Source organism: Streptomyces sp. NPDC093261 (genome assembly GCF_044753645.1).
In the GTDB taxonomy this organism is placed as follows: Bacteria; Actinomycetota; Actinomycetes; order Streptomycetales; family Streptomycetaceae; genus Streptomyces.
Genome location: NZ_JBIVNO010000025.1, coordinates 56,559 through 71,829, shown reverse-complemented (window position 1 = coordinate 71,829; position 15,271 = coordinate 56,559). Strand labels below are relative to the sequence as shown.

General features: G+C 68.4%; 13 protein-coding genes and 1 pseudogene. 8 read left to right on the top strand and 6 right to left on the bottom strand.

From position 1 onward, the window contains the following. Positions 1 to 523: 523 nt before the first annotated feature. Both ACIP94_RS34055 and ACIP94_RS34050 read left to right on the top strand, forming a co-directional pair. Positions 524 to 1,039 (top strand): DUF3293 domain-containing protein, encoded by a 516-nt coding sequence (locus ACIP94_RS34055; RefSeq protein WP_402434506.1) that lies wholly within the window; start codon positions 524 to 526, stop codon positions 1,037 to 1,039. Positions 1,040 to 1,397: 358 nt separating this feature from the next. Next, the gene (locus tag ACIP94_RS34050; protein WP_402434503.1) at positions 1,398 to 2,366 is read left to right on the top strand and encodes a hypothetical protein; all 969 of its coding nucleotides are present in this window, start codon (positions 1,398 to 1,400) and stop codon (positions 2,364 to 2,366) included. A gap of 115 nt (positions 2,367 to 2,481) precedes the next feature. Here ACIP94_RS34050 and ACIP94_RS34045 read toward each other — a convergent pair. After that, positions 2,482 to 2,562: pseudogene (locus ACIP94_RS34045) on the bottom strand (IS5/IS1182 family transposase); the annotation flags it as partial. A 321-nt stretch (positions 2,563 to 2,883) separates the two neighbouring features. On the opposite strand from ACIP94_RS34045, the gene ACIP94_RS34040 reads away from it, so the two are divergent. Beyond that, positions 2,884 to 3,606, top strand: coding sequence for a dienelactone hydrolase family protein (locus ACIP94_RS34040; RefSeq protein ID WP_402434501.1), 723 nt, complete (start codon positions 2,884 to 2,886; stop codon positions 3,604 to 3,606). Positions 3,607 to 4,222: 616 nt separating this feature from the next. Here the strand turns inward: ACIP94_RS34040 and ACIP94_RS34035 are convergent. Beyond that, a complete protein-coding gene (locus ACIP94_RS34035) occupies positions 4,223 to 5,056 on the bottom strand; it encodes a PIG-L family deacetylase (protein WP_402434498.1) in 834 nt (277 codons plus the stop codon). Between the two features lie 447 nt (positions 5,057 to 5,503). Here ACIP94_RS34035 and ACIP94_RS34030 point away from each other — a divergent pair, with 447 nt between their 5' ends. Then, positions 5,504 to 5,932, top strand: a complete 429-nt coding sequence (locus ACIP94_RS34030; RefSeq protein WP_402434495.1) for a VOC family protein — start codon at positions 5,504 to 5,506, stop codon at positions 5,930 to 5,932. Between the two features lie 745 nt (positions 5,933 to 6,677). Here ACIP94_RS34030 and ACIP94_RS34025 read toward each other — a convergent pair. Then, positions 6,678 to 7,028, bottom strand: coding sequence for a hypothetical protein (locus tag ACIP94_RS34025; protein WP_402434492.1), 351 nt, complete (start codon positions 7,026 to 7,028; stop codon positions 6,678 to 6,680). Positions 7,029 to 7,133: 105 nt separating this feature from the next. Here ACIP94_RS34025 and ACIP94_RS34020 point away from each other — a divergent pair, with 105 nt between their 5' ends. From ACIP94_RS34020 to ACIP94_RS34010, 3 genes are all read left to right on the top strand, one after another. Further along, positions 7,134 to 7,337 (top strand): hypothetical protein, encoded by a 204-nt coding sequence (locus ACIP94_RS34020; RefSeq protein ID WP_402434489.1) that lies wholly within the window; start codon positions 7,134 to 7,136, stop codon positions 7,335 to 7,337. Positions 7,338 to 7,847: 510 nt separating this feature from the next. Then, positions 7,848 to 9,020, top strand: a complete 1,173-nt coding sequence (locus ACIP94_RS34015; RefSeq protein WP_402434487.1) for a hypothetical protein — start codon at positions 7,848 to 7,850, stop codon at positions 9,018 to 9,020. 660 nt (positions 9,021 to 9,680) lie between these two features. Next, entirely contained in the window at positions 9,681 to 9,851 is a 171-nt protein-coding gene (locus tag ACIP94_RS34010; RefSeq protein ID WP_402434484.1) for a hypothetical protein, read from the top strand. Positions 9,852 to 9,896: 45 nt separating this feature from the next. Here the strand turns inward: ACIP94_RS34010 and ACIP94_RS34005 are convergent, their stop codons facing one another. The 3 genes from ACIP94_RS34005 to ACIP94_RS33995 form a co-directional block, all read right to left on the bottom strand. Beyond that, entirely contained in the window at positions 9,897 to 10,307 is a 411-nt protein-coding gene (locus ACIP94_RS34005) for a hypothetical protein (protein WP_402434481.1), read from the bottom strand. A 408-nt stretch (positions 10,308 to 10,715) separates the two neighbouring features. Then, positions 10,716 to 11,090, bottom strand: coding sequence for a peptidoglycan-binding protein (locus ACIP94_RS34000; protein WP_402434478.1), 375 nt, complete (start codon positions 11,088 to 11,090; stop codon positions 10,716 to 10,718). A gap of 178 nt (positions 11,091 to 11,268) precedes the next feature. Next, complete coding sequence (locus tag ACIP94_RS33995; protein WP_402434475.1) at positions 11,269 to 11,640, bottom strand: peptidoglycan-binding protein; 372 nt, start codon at positions 11,638 to 11,640, stop codon at positions 11,269 to 11,271. A gap of 298 nt (positions 11,641 to 11,938) precedes the next feature. Between ACIP94_RS33995 and ACIP94_RS33990 the strand changes: the two genes are divergently transcribed. Beyond that, positions 11,939 to 15,148 (top strand): helix-turn-helix domain-containing protein, encoded by a 3,210-nt coding sequence (locus ACIP94_RS33990; RefSeq protein ID WP_402434472.1) that lies wholly within the window; start codon positions 11,939 to 11,941, stop codon positions 15,146 to 15,148. Positions 15,149 to 15,271 lie beyond the last annotated feature (123 nt).

Below are 15,271 nucleotides of genomic sequence, written 5' to 3'. Positions count from 1 at the left end.
CGGGCCATGGCGACGCGGCGTTGGGGTCTGTCCGGTGAACGGACCTGGCTCACTTTCGGTGGTAGCGGAGCGTGAGGCTGACGGCCTCCTCGCGAGTGGCTCGCTGATCATCCGTGAGGAGGCCCGCGCCGGCTCAGACCGTCACGTCGAGGGAGACGGAGATGTTCCCGAGGGTGGCGTTGAGGTATGGGCATACCTGGTGTGTGGCCTGCACAAGTCGGTCGGCTGTGGCCTGGTCCAGGCCGGGCGGATGCGCCGACAAGGGTGACTTCCAACCAGGGAGTGCGGTGTCGTGGAGAACCGGCCCGAGTGTCCTGCCGGACGCGCCAGACGCGATGGCCGCAAGCATGGACCGGTGACGGACAAATTCCCGCGCAGTCACTGGACTTCGACCATGCTCACGTGGCAGCATGTCAGCCATCAGGTGTTCGAAACCTGGTAGTTGTTCTACAGTCCCGCATCAGCGGGCCCTATAGATCTCCCTGCCGGCAGGTAAGGGGGTCCCCTTTCGAAGGAGACTCCTGTGCCTGCCGTTTCTCATTGCACCAAGTCCGCACCGTGGTCGCACTATCTGGACGCGGTCGTGGACATCGCCTTCGCTACGCACAGCATCCGCGTCACACCGGGCCCCGGGGACGGCGCGCCGGGCCTTGCGTCCCCGCTCGTCGGCGGGCACACGGTCCACATCGTCACTGCCTTCAACCCCGGCGGACGTCAAGCCACCGCGTATGCCAACCTCCGGGCACAGCACGAGCTGCTGCGGATCCTCGGTCTTCGCGGCCTACGGTGGTGGCCGGCTGTTGGAGGCGACCCGGCCGGAACCCATGCCGAAATCAGCGCAGCCGTGGCCGGCCTGGACGACGCTCAGGCCCGGGCACTGGGCCGCAGGTTCGGCCAGGACGCCGTGTTCGCATGGTCGCCGGCCTCATGGCGATTGCTGGACTGCGCCGAGGTGGCCCACGACACGGTCATCACCGACTGGCACGCCACCCTGCTTGCGCCGCCATCCCACCGGCCGGCCCCATCGCCGGCCGCGTAACCCGGGTCGACTACGAGGCGCACGACGCCGTCGACAAGACTCTCGCTCTCGAAGAGCAGTCCCAGTACATCGCCCAAGCGTTCGCCGCATGGTGGCAGATCGATGAGCCATCGGTCATCCAGGTCTTCGACCGGGGCCGCAAATACACCGCGGGTACGTCCTGCATCCGACCCGACAGCGTCGAGGCGCAGGGGTCGTGCCTGCACAGCTGACGTGAGCAGACCTTCGGCCCTGCCGGCGCCTCGGGCACGAGACGTCCGTCAGTCAGCCTCGCGGCCAGGGGCAGCTTGGCCTGCCGAGCGGATGCCGGTTCATGAGGCCACCCACAGGGCGCGCACCAGACAAGGAGACCGTGCACGTGTACGACGAGGAAGCGGCCAGGACGAGGTTCCTTCAGCTGGGATGCAGTCCCGATGACGCCGACACCCTGGTGAGCGCGGGTATCGATCCTGACATCGTCGGCACACATGCCCGCGACGCCGTGGGTTTCGCTTCCGCCGTCGTCTTTCACGATCTGGCCGACCCCAACCACTATCTGCAAGTGGTGGGCGGCAATCCGGAGGCGGCCTGGGAGGCGTGGGCAGAGGACCACGTGGACAGTCCCTTGGACGAAGGGGATGAGGACGACGGAGAGGCGGACGACGGAAGCGACGGCGAAGGCGATGACCAGGACGACGGCGAGGACACTCGCGGCGTCTACGGATGGGTGAGCGCCTACATCACCAACGTCGGCCCGGGGGAGTACACCATCGAGCTGTACGACGATCTGGGCCTGCCGGGTAACGCCACCTACGTGGACACGCTGAGCTTCACCGTACCCGCCACGGTTGCGGCCGGCTCGCCAGTCGAGAGGGATGCCCGTGTCATCAAGGCGGCCACCGAAGAGCTCGCCGACTACGGATGCGTCCCGGGCTCCGACTTCCACGGCAGCGGCGACAGCTTCAGCGTGCGGGTCCGCGCGAGTGAGCGCGCCCTTCAGTGGTTGGAGGACCAACGGCCGCCGGCAGAAAAGCTCGAACTGCTGCTGGCCGGGCTGCAGGGCCTGCTGGACGATCTGGCGACCACGCACCCAGACCGCGACCGTCCTCGCATCGACACCATCCCGCAACCGCGTCCGGGCCGACCGGAGCCGACTGTGCGGGGCGGCGCTGAGGGCTCGATCGTCGACTGGGACGACCGCGAAGCATTCCTGCAGGCGGTCGCTGCCGAACACCCGGACCGCGTCCAGGTCGAGTGGTACCAAGGCGGCTGGGCCCTGCGCTGGCTGTCCCGGCACCCACCCAGCGCCTGCCCCTGGTTCCCGTCCCGGTACGCTGCTCGGCCGTAGCCGTCGCCGTGTTCAGCCTGGTCGCCGCCGCGGCGGCGACCAGGCACGGTGTGCCCGTCGGTGTGGCGCTGCGCGATCGCCATGGCGGCACGGTGCTCTGGCGCCGTTCGCGTGACTGGGTGACGTCGTTGCGGTTGCCACCGGTCAGAGTGACTGCGAGCGGAATACCGGTGGCGTCGGTGATCAGATGGTGCTTGCCGGCTCATCGTGGACGCCCCATGGCTTCGGCCGCGCCACCTCACACCGCCACATCAACAGGCCAGGGGGATCCCATCAGCTCGGAGATCATTTTGTCAGGAGTTCTCAGGCGCGTGGCTCCGTGGCGTCCGGCCACAGTGCCTCCGCAGAACCCGCTTGGCGGACCACGGCGACCGCTGCTAACTTTCGGGAGGCCGTGCGAGAGAACGAGGAGGTGGTACCCGTGAACGTATTGACATGGGTGCTCTCCTCCGGGGTCACGGTCGGGCGATAGGTCGTCCGGGAGCGCCGTTCAAGAGCACTCCCGAAAGGCACGACCATGCAGTTCACTTCTGAACAGCGCCTCGACGACGGCGTCCTCGAGCGCGAATTCACCCTCGGCGAGATCCCCGGTACGCTGTGGACGCCTGAATCCCCCGCACCGGCCCCGCTGATCCTGATGGCCCACAACAACGGCCTGCCCAAGGGGGAACCCCGGCTGGTGGCCCGGGCCCGGCACTCCGCGGCGTACGGCTACGCGGTGGCCTCCATCGACGCCCCCGGGTGCGGTGACCGGCCCCGTTCCGCCCTCGATGAGCAGGCTCGTGCCGACCTCCGCCGGGCGATGCAGGCCGGCGAGCCGGTCGATGAGATCTTCGAGTCCTTCATCGGCCCGCTGGTCGAAAAGGTCGTCCCGGAATGGCAGACCACCCTGGACGCCTTCCTTGCGCTGCCCGAGATCGGCGGCCCGGTCGGGTACTCGGGGTGGACCGCCGTCGGCATTCGGCTGGCCGTGGTCGAGCCGCGCATCGCGGCCGCCGGTTTCTTCGCCGGGGGTTACGTGCCCCGCGCCCAGCGCGAGGAGGCCCGGCAGGTCACCGTTCCGCTGCTGTTCCTGCTGCAGTGGGACGACGAAGGGAACCCCCGGCAGCGGGCCCTGGACCTGTTCGACGCCTTCGGCAGCAAGGAGAAGACGCTGCACGCCAATCTGGGCGGACACGTCGGTACCCCATGGTTCGAGGTGGAGGACGGGGACCGGTTCTTCGGCCGACACCTGAAGTGAGGCCGGGCCGTCAGGCCGGCGGCAGACGGTAAGCGGCGTCGGCCACGATGCCGTCATCGGGGACAGGCCCCGGCCCTCCTCGATGACGGCGCCGGGCAGATGCACAACCGCCCCGATCGCGGCGGTAGCGGCCAACGGCGGTACCGGGCGGTCGGGGCGGCGTGAGGCGTGGACGCCTCGGCTCGGTGTCAAACGCCTCGATTGGATGCCAGGGCGACTGGCTTCACTGCTGCAGGGTCTCGCGGTTGGCGTCGGAGACCGCCCTCGTCACCTGCTGCTTCTTCCGTTGCCTCACGGCGTGCCGGACATCGCAGCCTCAGCTTCGTGTCGCTTCCTCGGCGGTCTGTCTTGATCGGAGCAGACCGCCGGGCTTGTGACCTGGGCTGTCGCGCACCCTCCGAGTCAGCAGCCCGCAGGTCTCCCTCCTGTGCGTTGCCTGGTGGTTTGGGAACGAGCGCGGTGCCGGTCGGAAGCGCGGGCACCCGTCGACGCCGCCGGCCAGGACCTGGACGCGGGCTGCCGGAGCGGAACTCGCGTGGACAAGCCTCCCGGGTGTGTGACCCGCTCGATCGCGCCGTGTGGTCGATGCGCTTTCCCGGCTGGTCGGACGGACGCATCAGCGAAGTCCGGCGAAGAGATCGTTCTCGGGTATGGCCGCGCCGGTGGCGTCCTGGACACGTACGAAGGTCTCCATGCCCATCAACTCGCCGAACCTCTCCTTGCCCATCTTGAGGAAGAAGATGTTCTCGCCCTGACTGGCGTGCGCGGCCAACGCGTCGAACTTCTGACCGCTGAACGCGGTGGTGTCCACCCACGTGGTGATCTCATCGTCGGGGAGGCCGATCTCGGCCATCGCGGCGGCCTCGGCAGGATCCGGCTCCGGCATGTCCTCATGGAACTCGCGCATGATCTCGCCGAACCGCTGCATCATGGAGCGGGGCATCGTGGTCCAGTACACCTTCGGTGCCAGCGCGGTCATCTCCAGGGCCGCCATCGTGATGCGGTGGGCCTGGATGTGGTCGGGGTGGCCGTAGAAGCCGTTCTCGTCGTAGGTGACGACCACATCAGGTCGGTAGTGACGCATGAGTTCCGCGACTCGGGCCGCGCCTTCCTGCACGGGGGTCCGCCAGAACGATCCGGCGGCGTCGTTGCTCGGCCAGCCCATCATCCCGGAGTCGGCATAGTCCAGCATCTCCAGATCGCTGACCTTCAGGACGTCACAGCTCGCCTCAAGTTCTTGACGGCGCATCAAGGCGACCGCCGCCGGATCGTGCCCGGGCTCGCCCGGCTTGACACCCCCCGGTCCGTCACCGCAACCGCCGTCGGTACACGTCACGAGAACCGTGCGGATGCCTTCGGCCGCGTACCGCGCGAGGACACCTCCGGTTCCGGTGGCCTCGTCGTCGGGATGAGCGTGTACTGCCATGAGCGTCAAGGGCCGGTCAGTCATGAAACAGTCCTCCTGCAGAAATACGTCCTGGTCCGAGTGCGCGGCGGGCATACCGCGATCCCGAGGCCCCGGATCGTGGTGGGGCGGACGACCTTGTGGTCTCCGTGTTCCCCGCCCGTGCGACGCCGGTCCCTCGGTCGATGCAACCGTGCCGGCGGTACCGGCTGTTCCCGGCGCGGCCGATTGGCCTTCCAGGTGTCGGCGTTCAACGCGAACGAGGTACAGGCGCGACCGGCATGTCTCAGCGCCACGTCGGATCCGACTTCCGTCCGGCACCAGCCGTGATATCCCGCCACGAAACCTGAGACCCGCTCGGGTGATCTGGTCCGGTTTGCTCTTCGTCTCAGGCGATCTGGTCCGTTGGTGCCATGTCACACGAGAGCTCGACCCGCACGGCGCTGAAACCCCAGGGTTTCGGCGAACAGCACGCGCCCATATGGTGGACCGATGACGTCGATCAAGAAGTTCCAAGTCACCTTCGACTGCGCGGAACCTGAGCGCCTCGCTCGTTTCTGGTGCGAGGTGTTGGGGTACGTCGTACCGCCGCCCCCGGAGGGGTTTGCCACTTGGGACGACTTCAACCGCTCGCAGCCACCTGAGCTGCGGGATTCATGGTTCGCCTGCAGTGACCCCTCAGGTGTGGGCCCGCGACTGTACTTCCAGCGCGTCCCCGAGGGGAAGGCCGCCAAGAACCGGCTGCATCTTGACGTGCGGGTCGGCACCGGACTCGTGGGTGAAGAGCGCCTCGCCGCACTTGAGGCCGAATGCGCACGACTGGTCCCGCTCGGCGCGGTACACGTGCGAACGCTGTTTGACGGCAATGATTCGTGCATCCCGATGCAGGACATCGAGGGCAACGAGTTCTGTATCGACTGAGGGGCCGCGAACGTGTCCTCGTTCCGCCCCATGGGCCAAGTGCCGGGGCAGCCTCTCGAGGTGGTGGGGCAGTCGCTCAGGGCGAGGGGTAGTCGTGTATCCGGCGCCGGTACACCCGATTCCTCCCTGGGAGTTGGAGTCGGTGTCGTTGGGCGGCGGGCAGTAGCCGGTGATCAGCGGCGGAACGTCCCGTAGAGAATGCGAGCGTGACCGACCAACGGTGTAGCCGGTGCTGGGGAAGAAGACGTGGCGCTCCATGCGCGGGTGGGTGCGTCCAGACGTTCACGCAGGAGTCGAACGCCGCGACGAACTTGGTGCCGATGAAGGCGACGTCGTCGGCACCGGAACACTCGTATCTCATGGCCAGCCAGTGCCCAGCGCGGGGGCCGCCGCCGCGGAGATCGTAGATGCCGATCTGGTCCGTTTGCGCGGCGACGCGGCTGCCGGTGGGATCGGTGGCGAGCTGGTCCGGCGTCATCGGAACGTAGAGCCTCGATGCCGTCGTAGAGGCGGTCAGGATGCCGCAGCGGGATGACGGAGGAGGTCGGGTGAGCCGTGTCCACGACGGCGAGCACGTTGCGGGCGCTGACGGCCGCGAGCCACCGTCCGATGGGGGCGACGGCAGGCTTCACCACTTGTCCGGGATGCGGCCACGAGGTTCGGCAAGCGCGCCTACGTCTTCCACGGCACCGCCACCGTTGCCGCGCTCCGACTGTGGCTCAGGACATGATGGGGTGGCCGGGATTCAGAGCCACCGCTGTGCCGCCTCGACGCTGTCCCCGCCACTGGTGTTGAACGCAATCGCGGCCTGGGGCGCATGGCGCCGGATCAGGTTCACGAGCTGTTCGAAGAGCGGAAGCAGCGGCTCAGCCTTGCGGATCCCGCCGCCGACGACCACGACATCCCACGGCTGCTTGGTCAACGATGCGACGAGGGTGGGCTCGGCTGATTCGTCGAACACGATCAGCGTCATGGCCGCGTCGATGCCGTGGTCACCGAACCGGGCCAGCTCCGCATCAAGCGCCGCACGAAGAGCCTCTCCGTCGACGCCAGGTATCGCTTGCGGGTCGTAACCAACAACAAGTGCAGAAGACATGCAGCCAACCTACCGAGCCCTGGCCGAACATGATCCGCCGGACAGGACCTAGTTGCCCGGCCACGACCTGCATCAGCGAGTACAGTCTGGAGGCGCGCGGAAGAGATGAGCCTGCACGCAACCGAGGAGACCCCCGTCATCCACATCCTCGGCAGCGGAGGCTTCGAGGAAGCCGAACCGGAAGACGGCCCGCTCCAGTTGCCCACCGACCACGTGCTGGCGTGGATCCGGATGCGCCTGTACTGCCGCACCGCAGACCTCGAGCCCGGCGTCGGCGACCGCGGCCAAAGTCACCTGATCCCACTCTGAGGCCCTCCAGCAGCCGCCGGTACACCCGCAGCTGACCGAATCCGACCTGACCCAGCGCCGTGCCTGCAAGGAGGACTTCGACCAGAGCGCCGCCGCCTGGCAGCAGTAGCGCGGGGCGGCCGGGACATAAATATGCCTAATGTCCGGGCTAGGCCGGCGCGTCGTCAGGCAGCGTCGCGCCATTGTGGCGCAACGCTGCGAGTGCCGCCGTGAACGGCAGTCGCCTCAGGCCGTGTCCCAGGTCCACATCCGGCTCTGAGGGTGCCCAGGCTGCCGCAGCCAACTCTGCGCTCGGCGGCCGGATCGGGAACCACGCCGAATCCGCCGTACGAGGGCATTTTTTCTCTGAACAGCACCTTGCTTCCGTTGACGGGTTATCAGTTCAAGCAGACTGTCGGGTGCTTGTGGAACCGCGCTGTGGGGCAGCCCGGGGCACCCGCCACGCCAGGCCTGCGCACCACACGCTGCGAACGGAACTCGTCCATACGCGGATCGACTGGAGGACCCTTTATGTCTGATTGCAACGTAAGGGCGCCGCAGGCGGCGGTCGCAGCGGCCCTGATCGCCACCATGGCTTCCCTGCCGGCTGTCACGACTCCCGCTTATGCGGGCGCGCGTATTCCCTGCAGAGGCAAGGCGCTGGTATCGGCGATCAGCGCGGCCAATGCGGCTGGTGGCGGAACTTTGCGCCTCGCCGCGCATTGCACCTACACGCTCTATAAGGCGGCCAGCGGCGAAAACGGGCTCCCGCTGATCACCAGCCGCATCACACTCGAAGGCAAGCGGACAACCATTCGCCGTGCGCCGTCGGCCACGACCGACTTCCGCATCGCGGAGGTCGCGACCGGAGGCCGACTGACGCTGCGCAGTGTGACGCTGACCAGCGGCCGCGTCGCCGACGACGGCGGCGCGATTCTCGTGGACAACGGTGGCACTCTCATCACCCGCGACAGTGTCATCCGCGGCAACACCGTCACAGGCGACCACTCCGGCGGCGGTATCAGCGTAAGGAGCGGCGGAACCGCGGTGATCGCGTCTTCCTCCGTCTGGGACAACCACGCCGGGACGACCGGATTCGCCAGCGGCGGCGGCATCGACAGTTCCGGCAGCCTGACCGTCACCAAAACCACCGTAAGAAGCAACACGGCCGAGTTCGGTGCAGGCATCGACGTCGAGTCGGGTACCGGTCGCATCAGCGGCACCGACATCACGCGCAACACTGCCGGTCAACTCGGTGGTGGTGCGGAGTTCGACAGCGGAACCACGACTCTCGGAGCGAGCGTCGTTGCGGACAACCTCGCCCGGGTACGGGGTGCGGGCGGCCTCTACAACCACGGCTCGCTGACGGTCACGGGCACCAAGGTCATCCGCAACACCACCAGCGGTCCGGGGGCCGTAGGAGGCGGCGTCTACAACGACATCGGCTCGACGCTGAACGTCAGCCATTCCAGGATTTCCGCCAACCAGGCGCAGATGAGCGGCGCGTTCGCCGGCGGACTGTACAACAACGGCGGAACCGTCAGTCTTCGTCGTACCACCATCTTCCGTAATTCCTCCACCATCGCTCCGGGCGGTGTCTGGACGAACACGCAGTTCATCGACACGACCGGTACGGCCATCTTCGACAACAGGCCGACCAACTGCGCTGGCAGCCCTGTCATTCCTCCCGGCTGCCAAGGGTGAATGCAGCCCGCTCCTTCCACGCTGACCGGCCGCCTGCGAGTACCCTGCGGCTCCGCCGGCGGTCTGCAGGGTTGCCCCGCGGCTCGGCCGAGGCGGCGACGGCGAAAAGCTGGCTCTGCGCTACGACACCGTGCGCTCCTTGCTGTCGCTGCGAGGCGAGTCGGACGTGACGCTCGCAGGGGTGGTGGTTGGTGTGGTTGGTGTGCGGGGTGATGGCTGACCCGGTGTGTTGCTGGTCCGTGGAGAGGCGAGACGAGGGGGCCGGGCAGGGGGCAGGGTGTGTGCGCTGGTTCTGTGTGTTCTGCGCTGAGCGGGGCTGGGCTCGTTGAAGGTGACGTCAGAGTCAAAGTGGCGACATGCTCTGGCCACAGGCCTGTCCACGGCACCGGCCACCCCAACCGCGGGCCCGTCACCCCAACCGCGGGTCTGATACGGCAGTTCAGGAGTAGGTGATGCCGCCGGCGGTCGCGTGCGAAAGGGGCTGCCAGGTCGCCTACCTGCCGGGCCTGACGATGCGCCGGATCGCCGACCCGCATCCGGGCAGGGCCAAGACAACCCCCTGACCTGCCGCGACGCAGCCGCATCACCACCCGGCGCGACGTCCGTGCCAACCTCCTGGCCGCCGGCCGGGACGTCGGCACGGGCCAGGCCCTGCGCCGCGTGGGCGGCAGCCGCCAACTCGCCCAGGACTACCTGGCCGCCGAACTCGGGCCCGGCCCACGCCACTCCTGCGTCGCCGCCGCCTACTTCGCCGCCGCCGTGCCGCTCGTGCAGGTGACACTGATCAGTGCCGCGCGGCGGGGCCGCCGACGGCGTCGGCGGCCCGGGTAGGCGAGGTGGCCTCAGGCCGTATCGCCAGGCACGATGGCCAGCGCGTTACCACGTAGCGGTGCAGTCCTCGCCGTTCACGGTGTACCGGTAGCACGCGAAGAGCTGCACATTGGACTCGTTCGAATACGCGTAGCTCTTGCCCTCGGTGGGCAGGTACCGGGTCTTGTCGCTGGTCCACAAAACGACAAAGACCTCGACATCCTTACTGGCCGAGGTAAAGCCGTAGTGGCCGTGGTACTTACCGTTGGACTTCTTGTACCAGCTCTTCCACACGGTCGCCGTGCGGCGACCGTCCGGCAGCCACAGCGTGGTGGAGCGGCTGGTCATCGGCTGGACAGCCACGTGCGGTGCCGCAGACGGGGTGGTCGCCTCGGCAGGCGCCGCGCCACTCATCATCGCGGCCGCGATGCCGAGTGTCCCAACAACACCCGCACAACGCCTGATCAGCTGTTGCATGCTCTCTCCCAAGTTCACCCGCTCAGGCGGGAGGTACAGGTCGGTCCATGACATCGAAGCCTTGGTGGTGAGGGCGGCGCGGGGTGGTCCCCGCTGCCCGGCTTGCATCACCGAGGTTGCAGGGGAACCGGAGTCAGATGCCAGGAACCGCGCTGGATTTGAGGACTTCGCGGGACGTCCCGCCCGCTGACCTGCTGGGACGGTGTCGTGCGTGAAGCGCGGCTGGGATGCGACGGGACGGGTGGGCAGCGGACAGGCTTACCAATGTAGGCCCGCCTCCGACTGCCTCGTTCCCGCAGGACAGCTGCCGCCAGGCAGCGGTCGGGGCATGGTTGATGAGCTGGTCGATGCGCCGGATACCATGCGCTGCTCCGCCCTGCCGTCCGGCTCGCGCAGATCACGCCGCTGTCACCAGTAGACGCCGGCTCGCAGGGCCGCCCAGGTGGCGGGGCCCACGATGCCGTCGGGGGCGAGCCCGGCGTGCTGTTGGACCACGATGACCGCGCGTACGGTCTGGGGGCTGTAGATGCCGTCGACGGGCAGGGGCGGGCGGTAGCTGGTGTTGGTGTCGATCAGGCACTGCACTTCGGCTATCCGCCGGTCTGGATAGGTCTTTCCGGACTGTACCGGTCCGATGCCGGAGTAGTAGTCACAGCCGGCGACACTCCTGGTTGCTGCGGGGGGTGTGGGTGCCGGTGCGGCTGCGGATGACTGCGCGGCGGCAACTCCGCCGACGAGAAACAGCACGGTCAAGGTCAGCAGGGCGCGGTGCTGTGCGGCCAAGGTCAGACTCCTGTCTTGAGACGGGCCGGTGCGGTGGCATGGCGGAATGCACCGCGATGCCTGTATGGGGCCGGGCACGCCGACACCGGGCGCGAGGGCTGCGGCGTGCCCGGTCCTGGCCATCCGGACGGAGAGTGCCGGGCCGGAGCGCTGTCCGCTTCCGGCCCGGCACCACCGGTCACTTGTGGCAGTCGATGTCGTTCAGCCACCACCGGTCGAGCGCGGACCAGGTGTTCGGGCCGATGATGCCGTCGGCGCTGAGGCCGGCGCACTGCTGGAACGCGATGGTGGCGCTCTTGGTGGCTGAGCCGAAGGTGCCGTCCACGACGACCCGGCGGTCCAGGACGCTATTGAGCTGGCACTGGGCTTGCTTGACCGCAGCACCGGTGGAGCCGACGGAGAGTTGAGGCTCGGCAGTGGTGTAGGTGCAGGTGAAGTGATAGGGCTGGGCCGGGGCGGCGGTAGCCGCCGGGGCGGTGGCGATCAGGCCGCCGCCGCCCAGAAGGACGGCGCTGGTGAGCAGTGCGGTGCGAGAGCGCAACGAGGGCATGCGTACCTCCGATGGGAGAGGCCGGGCACCCGAGCGCAGGCGTCGGGGCCCGGACGGGGAAACGGGCGTGGATGGCCGACGTCGCCCCCCGAAACGCTGTCCGTCGCCGGCCAGGCATCAGGCTTCCGGGTCGCCCGGTTGTTGCGCACCCCCGTTCCATCGCGTGCACCAAAATCCCAAGCCCGCTGATCACAGGAGCAGTTGGCTGAAAAACACAGGTCAACAGGCCTGTAGCCGCGCGAAAACCGCGCGTAGGTTGTGGCCCGCCGCGATGTACGGACGGGGAGGCGAGGCGGAAATGGGCCGCCGTGAAGGGGAACTGGACCCGGCGTCAGGCCCGACTCACGCCTTCGCCTTCGAGCTACGCAAGCTGCGCCGGGACGCGGGAGGTCTCACCTACCGAGCCATGGCGCAGCGCACGTCGTACTCGGCGGCCACGCTGTCACGGGCGGCCGCAGGTGAGCAGTTGCCGTCCCTCGCGGTGGCACTCGCCTATGCGCAAGCCTGCGGCGGTGACGCCGCAAAGTGGGAACAACGCTGGCACGCGGCGGCCGAGGCAACGGCCGCCGGTGCGACGCATGCCGACGACGCGCGGTCGCCGTACCGAGGTCTGGCCCGCTTCGAGACCGGCGATCAGGACGTATTCTTCGGCCGGGACCAGCTCACGGCTCAGCTCGCCGAGCGAGTCCATGGCCACCGCCTGGTCGCCGTGGTGGGCCCCTCGGGCAGTGGCAAGTCCTCACTGCTGCGGGCCGGGTTGATCCCCCTCCTCCAGAACGAGGAGTCCCCGGACCGGCGGCCGGCGGCCATCCGCATCCTCACCCCAGGCCCCCGGCCCATGTCCGCCCAAGCCGCTGTGATGAGGGCGAGCCAGGAGCCCGGGGACACGGTCGTCGTGGTCGACCAGTTGGAGGAACTGTTCACCCTGTGCGCCGACCCAGTTGAACGCGAGGCCTACATCGAACTGCTCCAGACCGCGCTGGAACCCGAGCACAGAGTCCGGGTCCTGCTCGCGGTGCGCGCCGACTTCTTCGGCCGCTGCGCCGAACACCACGCACTGGCCGCGGCGCTGCGTGAGGCCACCGTGCTCGTAGGCCCGATGAGCCCAGCAGAACTTCGAGAGGCCATCGTCAAGCCGGCGATGACCGCGGGTTTGATCGTCGAGCGGGAACTGACCAGGAGGATCGTCGAGGAGGTCGCTGAGAAACCCGGCGGGCTGCCCTTGATGTCCCACGCCCTGCTGGAGACCTGGCGTCGTCGCAGAGGCCGCGCCTTGACCCTGTCCGCCTACGAGGCGGCGGGCGGCGTTCAGGGGGCCCTGTCCCGTACCGCCGAAGAGCTCTACACCCAGCTGTCCGCAGACCAGGCAGTCTGCGCGCGAAGGATCCTGCTGCGCCTGATCACTCCAGGTGAAGGGGCGCAGGACACAGGGCGCCCGGCAAACCGTGGGGAACTGGGCGCCGCCCGCTCTCCGTACACCGGCGACACGCTTGAGCGGCTGGTGAGAGCACGACTGGTCACGCTCGACGGCGAAACCGTCCACCTGGCGCACGAAGCCCTCATCACGGGCTGGCCCAGGCTGCGGAAATGGATCGACGATGCCCGGGAGCGCCTCCGTGTCCACCACCAGCTGACCGAAGCCGCCCGCACGTGGAAGACCCTCGGCCAAGACCCGGGGGCCTTGTACCGCGGCACGCGGCTGGCCGCGGCTGAGGAGTGCTTCGCCGGGCGTCGCGCGGAACTGATCCCACTCGAGTGGGCCTTCCTCGACGCCAGCATCGCCGCACGCGAACAGGAACAGCGCGTGGCGTGGCGAACGGCCCGACGGCTTCGGCGACTGCGGGTGGCCGTCTCCGCGGTCGCGGCCTTGGCGATGGTGGCCGGCCTGGTGGCGTGGCAGCGGGACCGCATGGAGCAACGGCGCCTCGCCGACGCGGCATCCCAGCGCGTCGCGGCGCTGGCGGAAAGTATGCGGTACGCCGACCCGCTCACCGCTCTACGCCTTAGCGTGGCCGCATGGCGCATCAGCCCCACGCTGGAAGCCAGGGCGGCTCTCTGGGGCGCCTCCACTCAGCCCGAGCAAGATGCCTTCGCCGAACCAGGCGCGGCCGGCGAGGACGCCTCGGTCCCCTTCTTGAGCTCCGACGGCAGCACGCTGGTGACGGGCGGCACGGGACGCGCACGGCTGTGGGACCTGACCACCCGCCGCCTGCTGCGTAGGCTGTCCATCGGTAAGGACGACCGCCTGATGGAGGCGTCCCCCGACGCGCGGCGGCTGCTGATCCGTACCCCGGACAGGTGGGAGGTGCGCGACGCTGCCTCCGGCGCGTCAACCGAGATACCGCTACCTTCCTCCACCGGAATGGTGTCCTTCGGCCCGACCGACGACACGTTTGTCGTCTTCGACGAAGACGGCCGTTTTGCCAAGCTGTGGCATCTGCCGGGTCACCACCGGGCCCCGGTTGCTCCGAAGCCCACAAAGCAGCAGCGAGGAGCGGAATGTACCCGGACCGGTGATCTGCTCGTGTGGGACGGCAGCAACGAACGCCGACTGGGCAGCACGGGACCGTGGGGCTCCGCTGTGCGACTGGCCTGTGGCCCACACGGCAACGCAGTGAGGCCGTACCCGCTGCACATGGATGAGCACCACCTCCTCATCGTCGCCGACAACGGGATACACATCTGGAATCTGCGTACGGGAAAGCAAGGCCAGTCCATCCCTGCCACGGCACCCACGTGCGTGTCCGTCACCCCCGACGGCCGGCTTCTTGCTGTCGCGGACAACAAAGCCCTTGCACTGTGGCGGCTCGACAGCCCCGCGGCACCGGTCTTCCGGTATCCCCTGCAGGGCCGCCCCGTCGGGGGAGTGAGCCTCGACCCGCACCGAAAGCTGATCCGGTACATCGAAGGGGGTTCCTGGACCGCGCCGCCCGTCATCCGGTCCCTCTACGTCGGGGACGCCCTGGACTCCTCTTGGGGGACCGACGGAATCCGGCAGCCGCCTCCCGCCACCGATCCCGGCCATCCCGTCAAAGGCCAGATCACGGCAATAGAAGAGGCCCCCGGTGCCGGCGGCCGGGTGGCGACCGGCGACGACGCCGGATGGGTGACCCTGTGGGACCGGGCGGTCAAGCACCGGTTCGGCATGTTCGATGCCGTGCCCGCAGACCCGGAGGACGGCAAACCCCAGCCGGTCTCCGCTCTCGCCTACTCACCAGACGGCCGCATCCTGGTTGCCGCCGGCGGCAGAAGTGTCCGGTTGTGGGACGCCGCGACCTCCCGTCCCCTGGGAGCCGGCCTGCTCACGGCGGGGGACGACGTGTACTCCCTGGGCTTCGACCATGCCGGGACGAGCGTCATCGTTCACGGCGCCCATACGCCGCCCCATGCCTACCCGATAGCACCGCAGCTGGTCGTTGCGTCTGTATGCGCCCGCGCCGGCTCCGGCCTGAGCCCCGCGACCTGGAAGGCATTCATCCCGGATGCCTCCTACCGGCAGACCTGTTGACCGTCATGCCACGCGGCGCGTACACATGGCGCGGTCCTTTGAAGAGGGACCTCGAATCCGTTTCCTCTTCGGAGCGAGTGGGAGGCGGACCAGCCGTCGATCGCACCGTGCCACAGGCTTCGT

What these genes read in the sequence shown, in the direction of transcription:
- ACIP94_RS34040 (WP_402434501.1), top strand. Translation starts at nt 2,884, where the DNA reads ATGCAGTTCACTTCTGAACAGCGCCTCGACGACGGCGTCCTCGAGCGC.
- ACIP94_RS34035 (WP_402434498.1), bottom strand. Translation starts at nt 5,056, where the DNA reads ATGACTGACCGGCCCTTGACGCTCATGGCAGTACACGCTCATCCCGAC.
- ACIP94_RS34030 (WP_402434495.1), top strand. Translation starts at nt 5,504, where the DNA reads ATGACGTCGATCAAGAAGTTCCAAGTCACCTTCGACTGCGCGGAACCT.
- ACIP94_RS34025 (WP_402434492.1), bottom strand. Translation starts at nt 7,028, where the DNA reads ATGTCTTCTGCACTTGTTGTTGGTTACGACCCGCAAGCGATACCTGGC.
- ACIP94_RS34020 (WP_402434489.1), top strand. Translation starts at nt 7,134, where the DNA reads ATGAGCCTGCACGCAACCGAGGAGACCCCCGTCATCCACATCCTCGGC.
- ACIP94_RS34015 (WP_402434487.1), top strand. Translation starts at nt 7,848, where the DNA reads ATGTCTGATTGCAACGTAAGGGCGCCGCAGGCGGCGGTCGCAGCGGCC.
- ACIP94_RS34005 (WP_402434481.1), bottom strand. Translation starts at nt 10,307, where the DNA reads ATGCAACAGCTGATCAGGCGTTGTGCGGGTGTTGTTGGGACACTCGGC.
- ACIP94_RS33995 (WP_402434475.1), bottom strand. Translation starts at nt 11,640, where the DNA reads ATGCCCTCGTTGCGCTCTCGCACCGCACTGCTCACCAGCGCCGTCCTT.
- ACIP94_RS33990 (WP_402434472.1), top strand. Translation starts at nt 11,939, where the DNA reads ATGGGCCGCCGTGAAGGGGAACTGGACCCGGCGTCAGGCCCGACTCAC.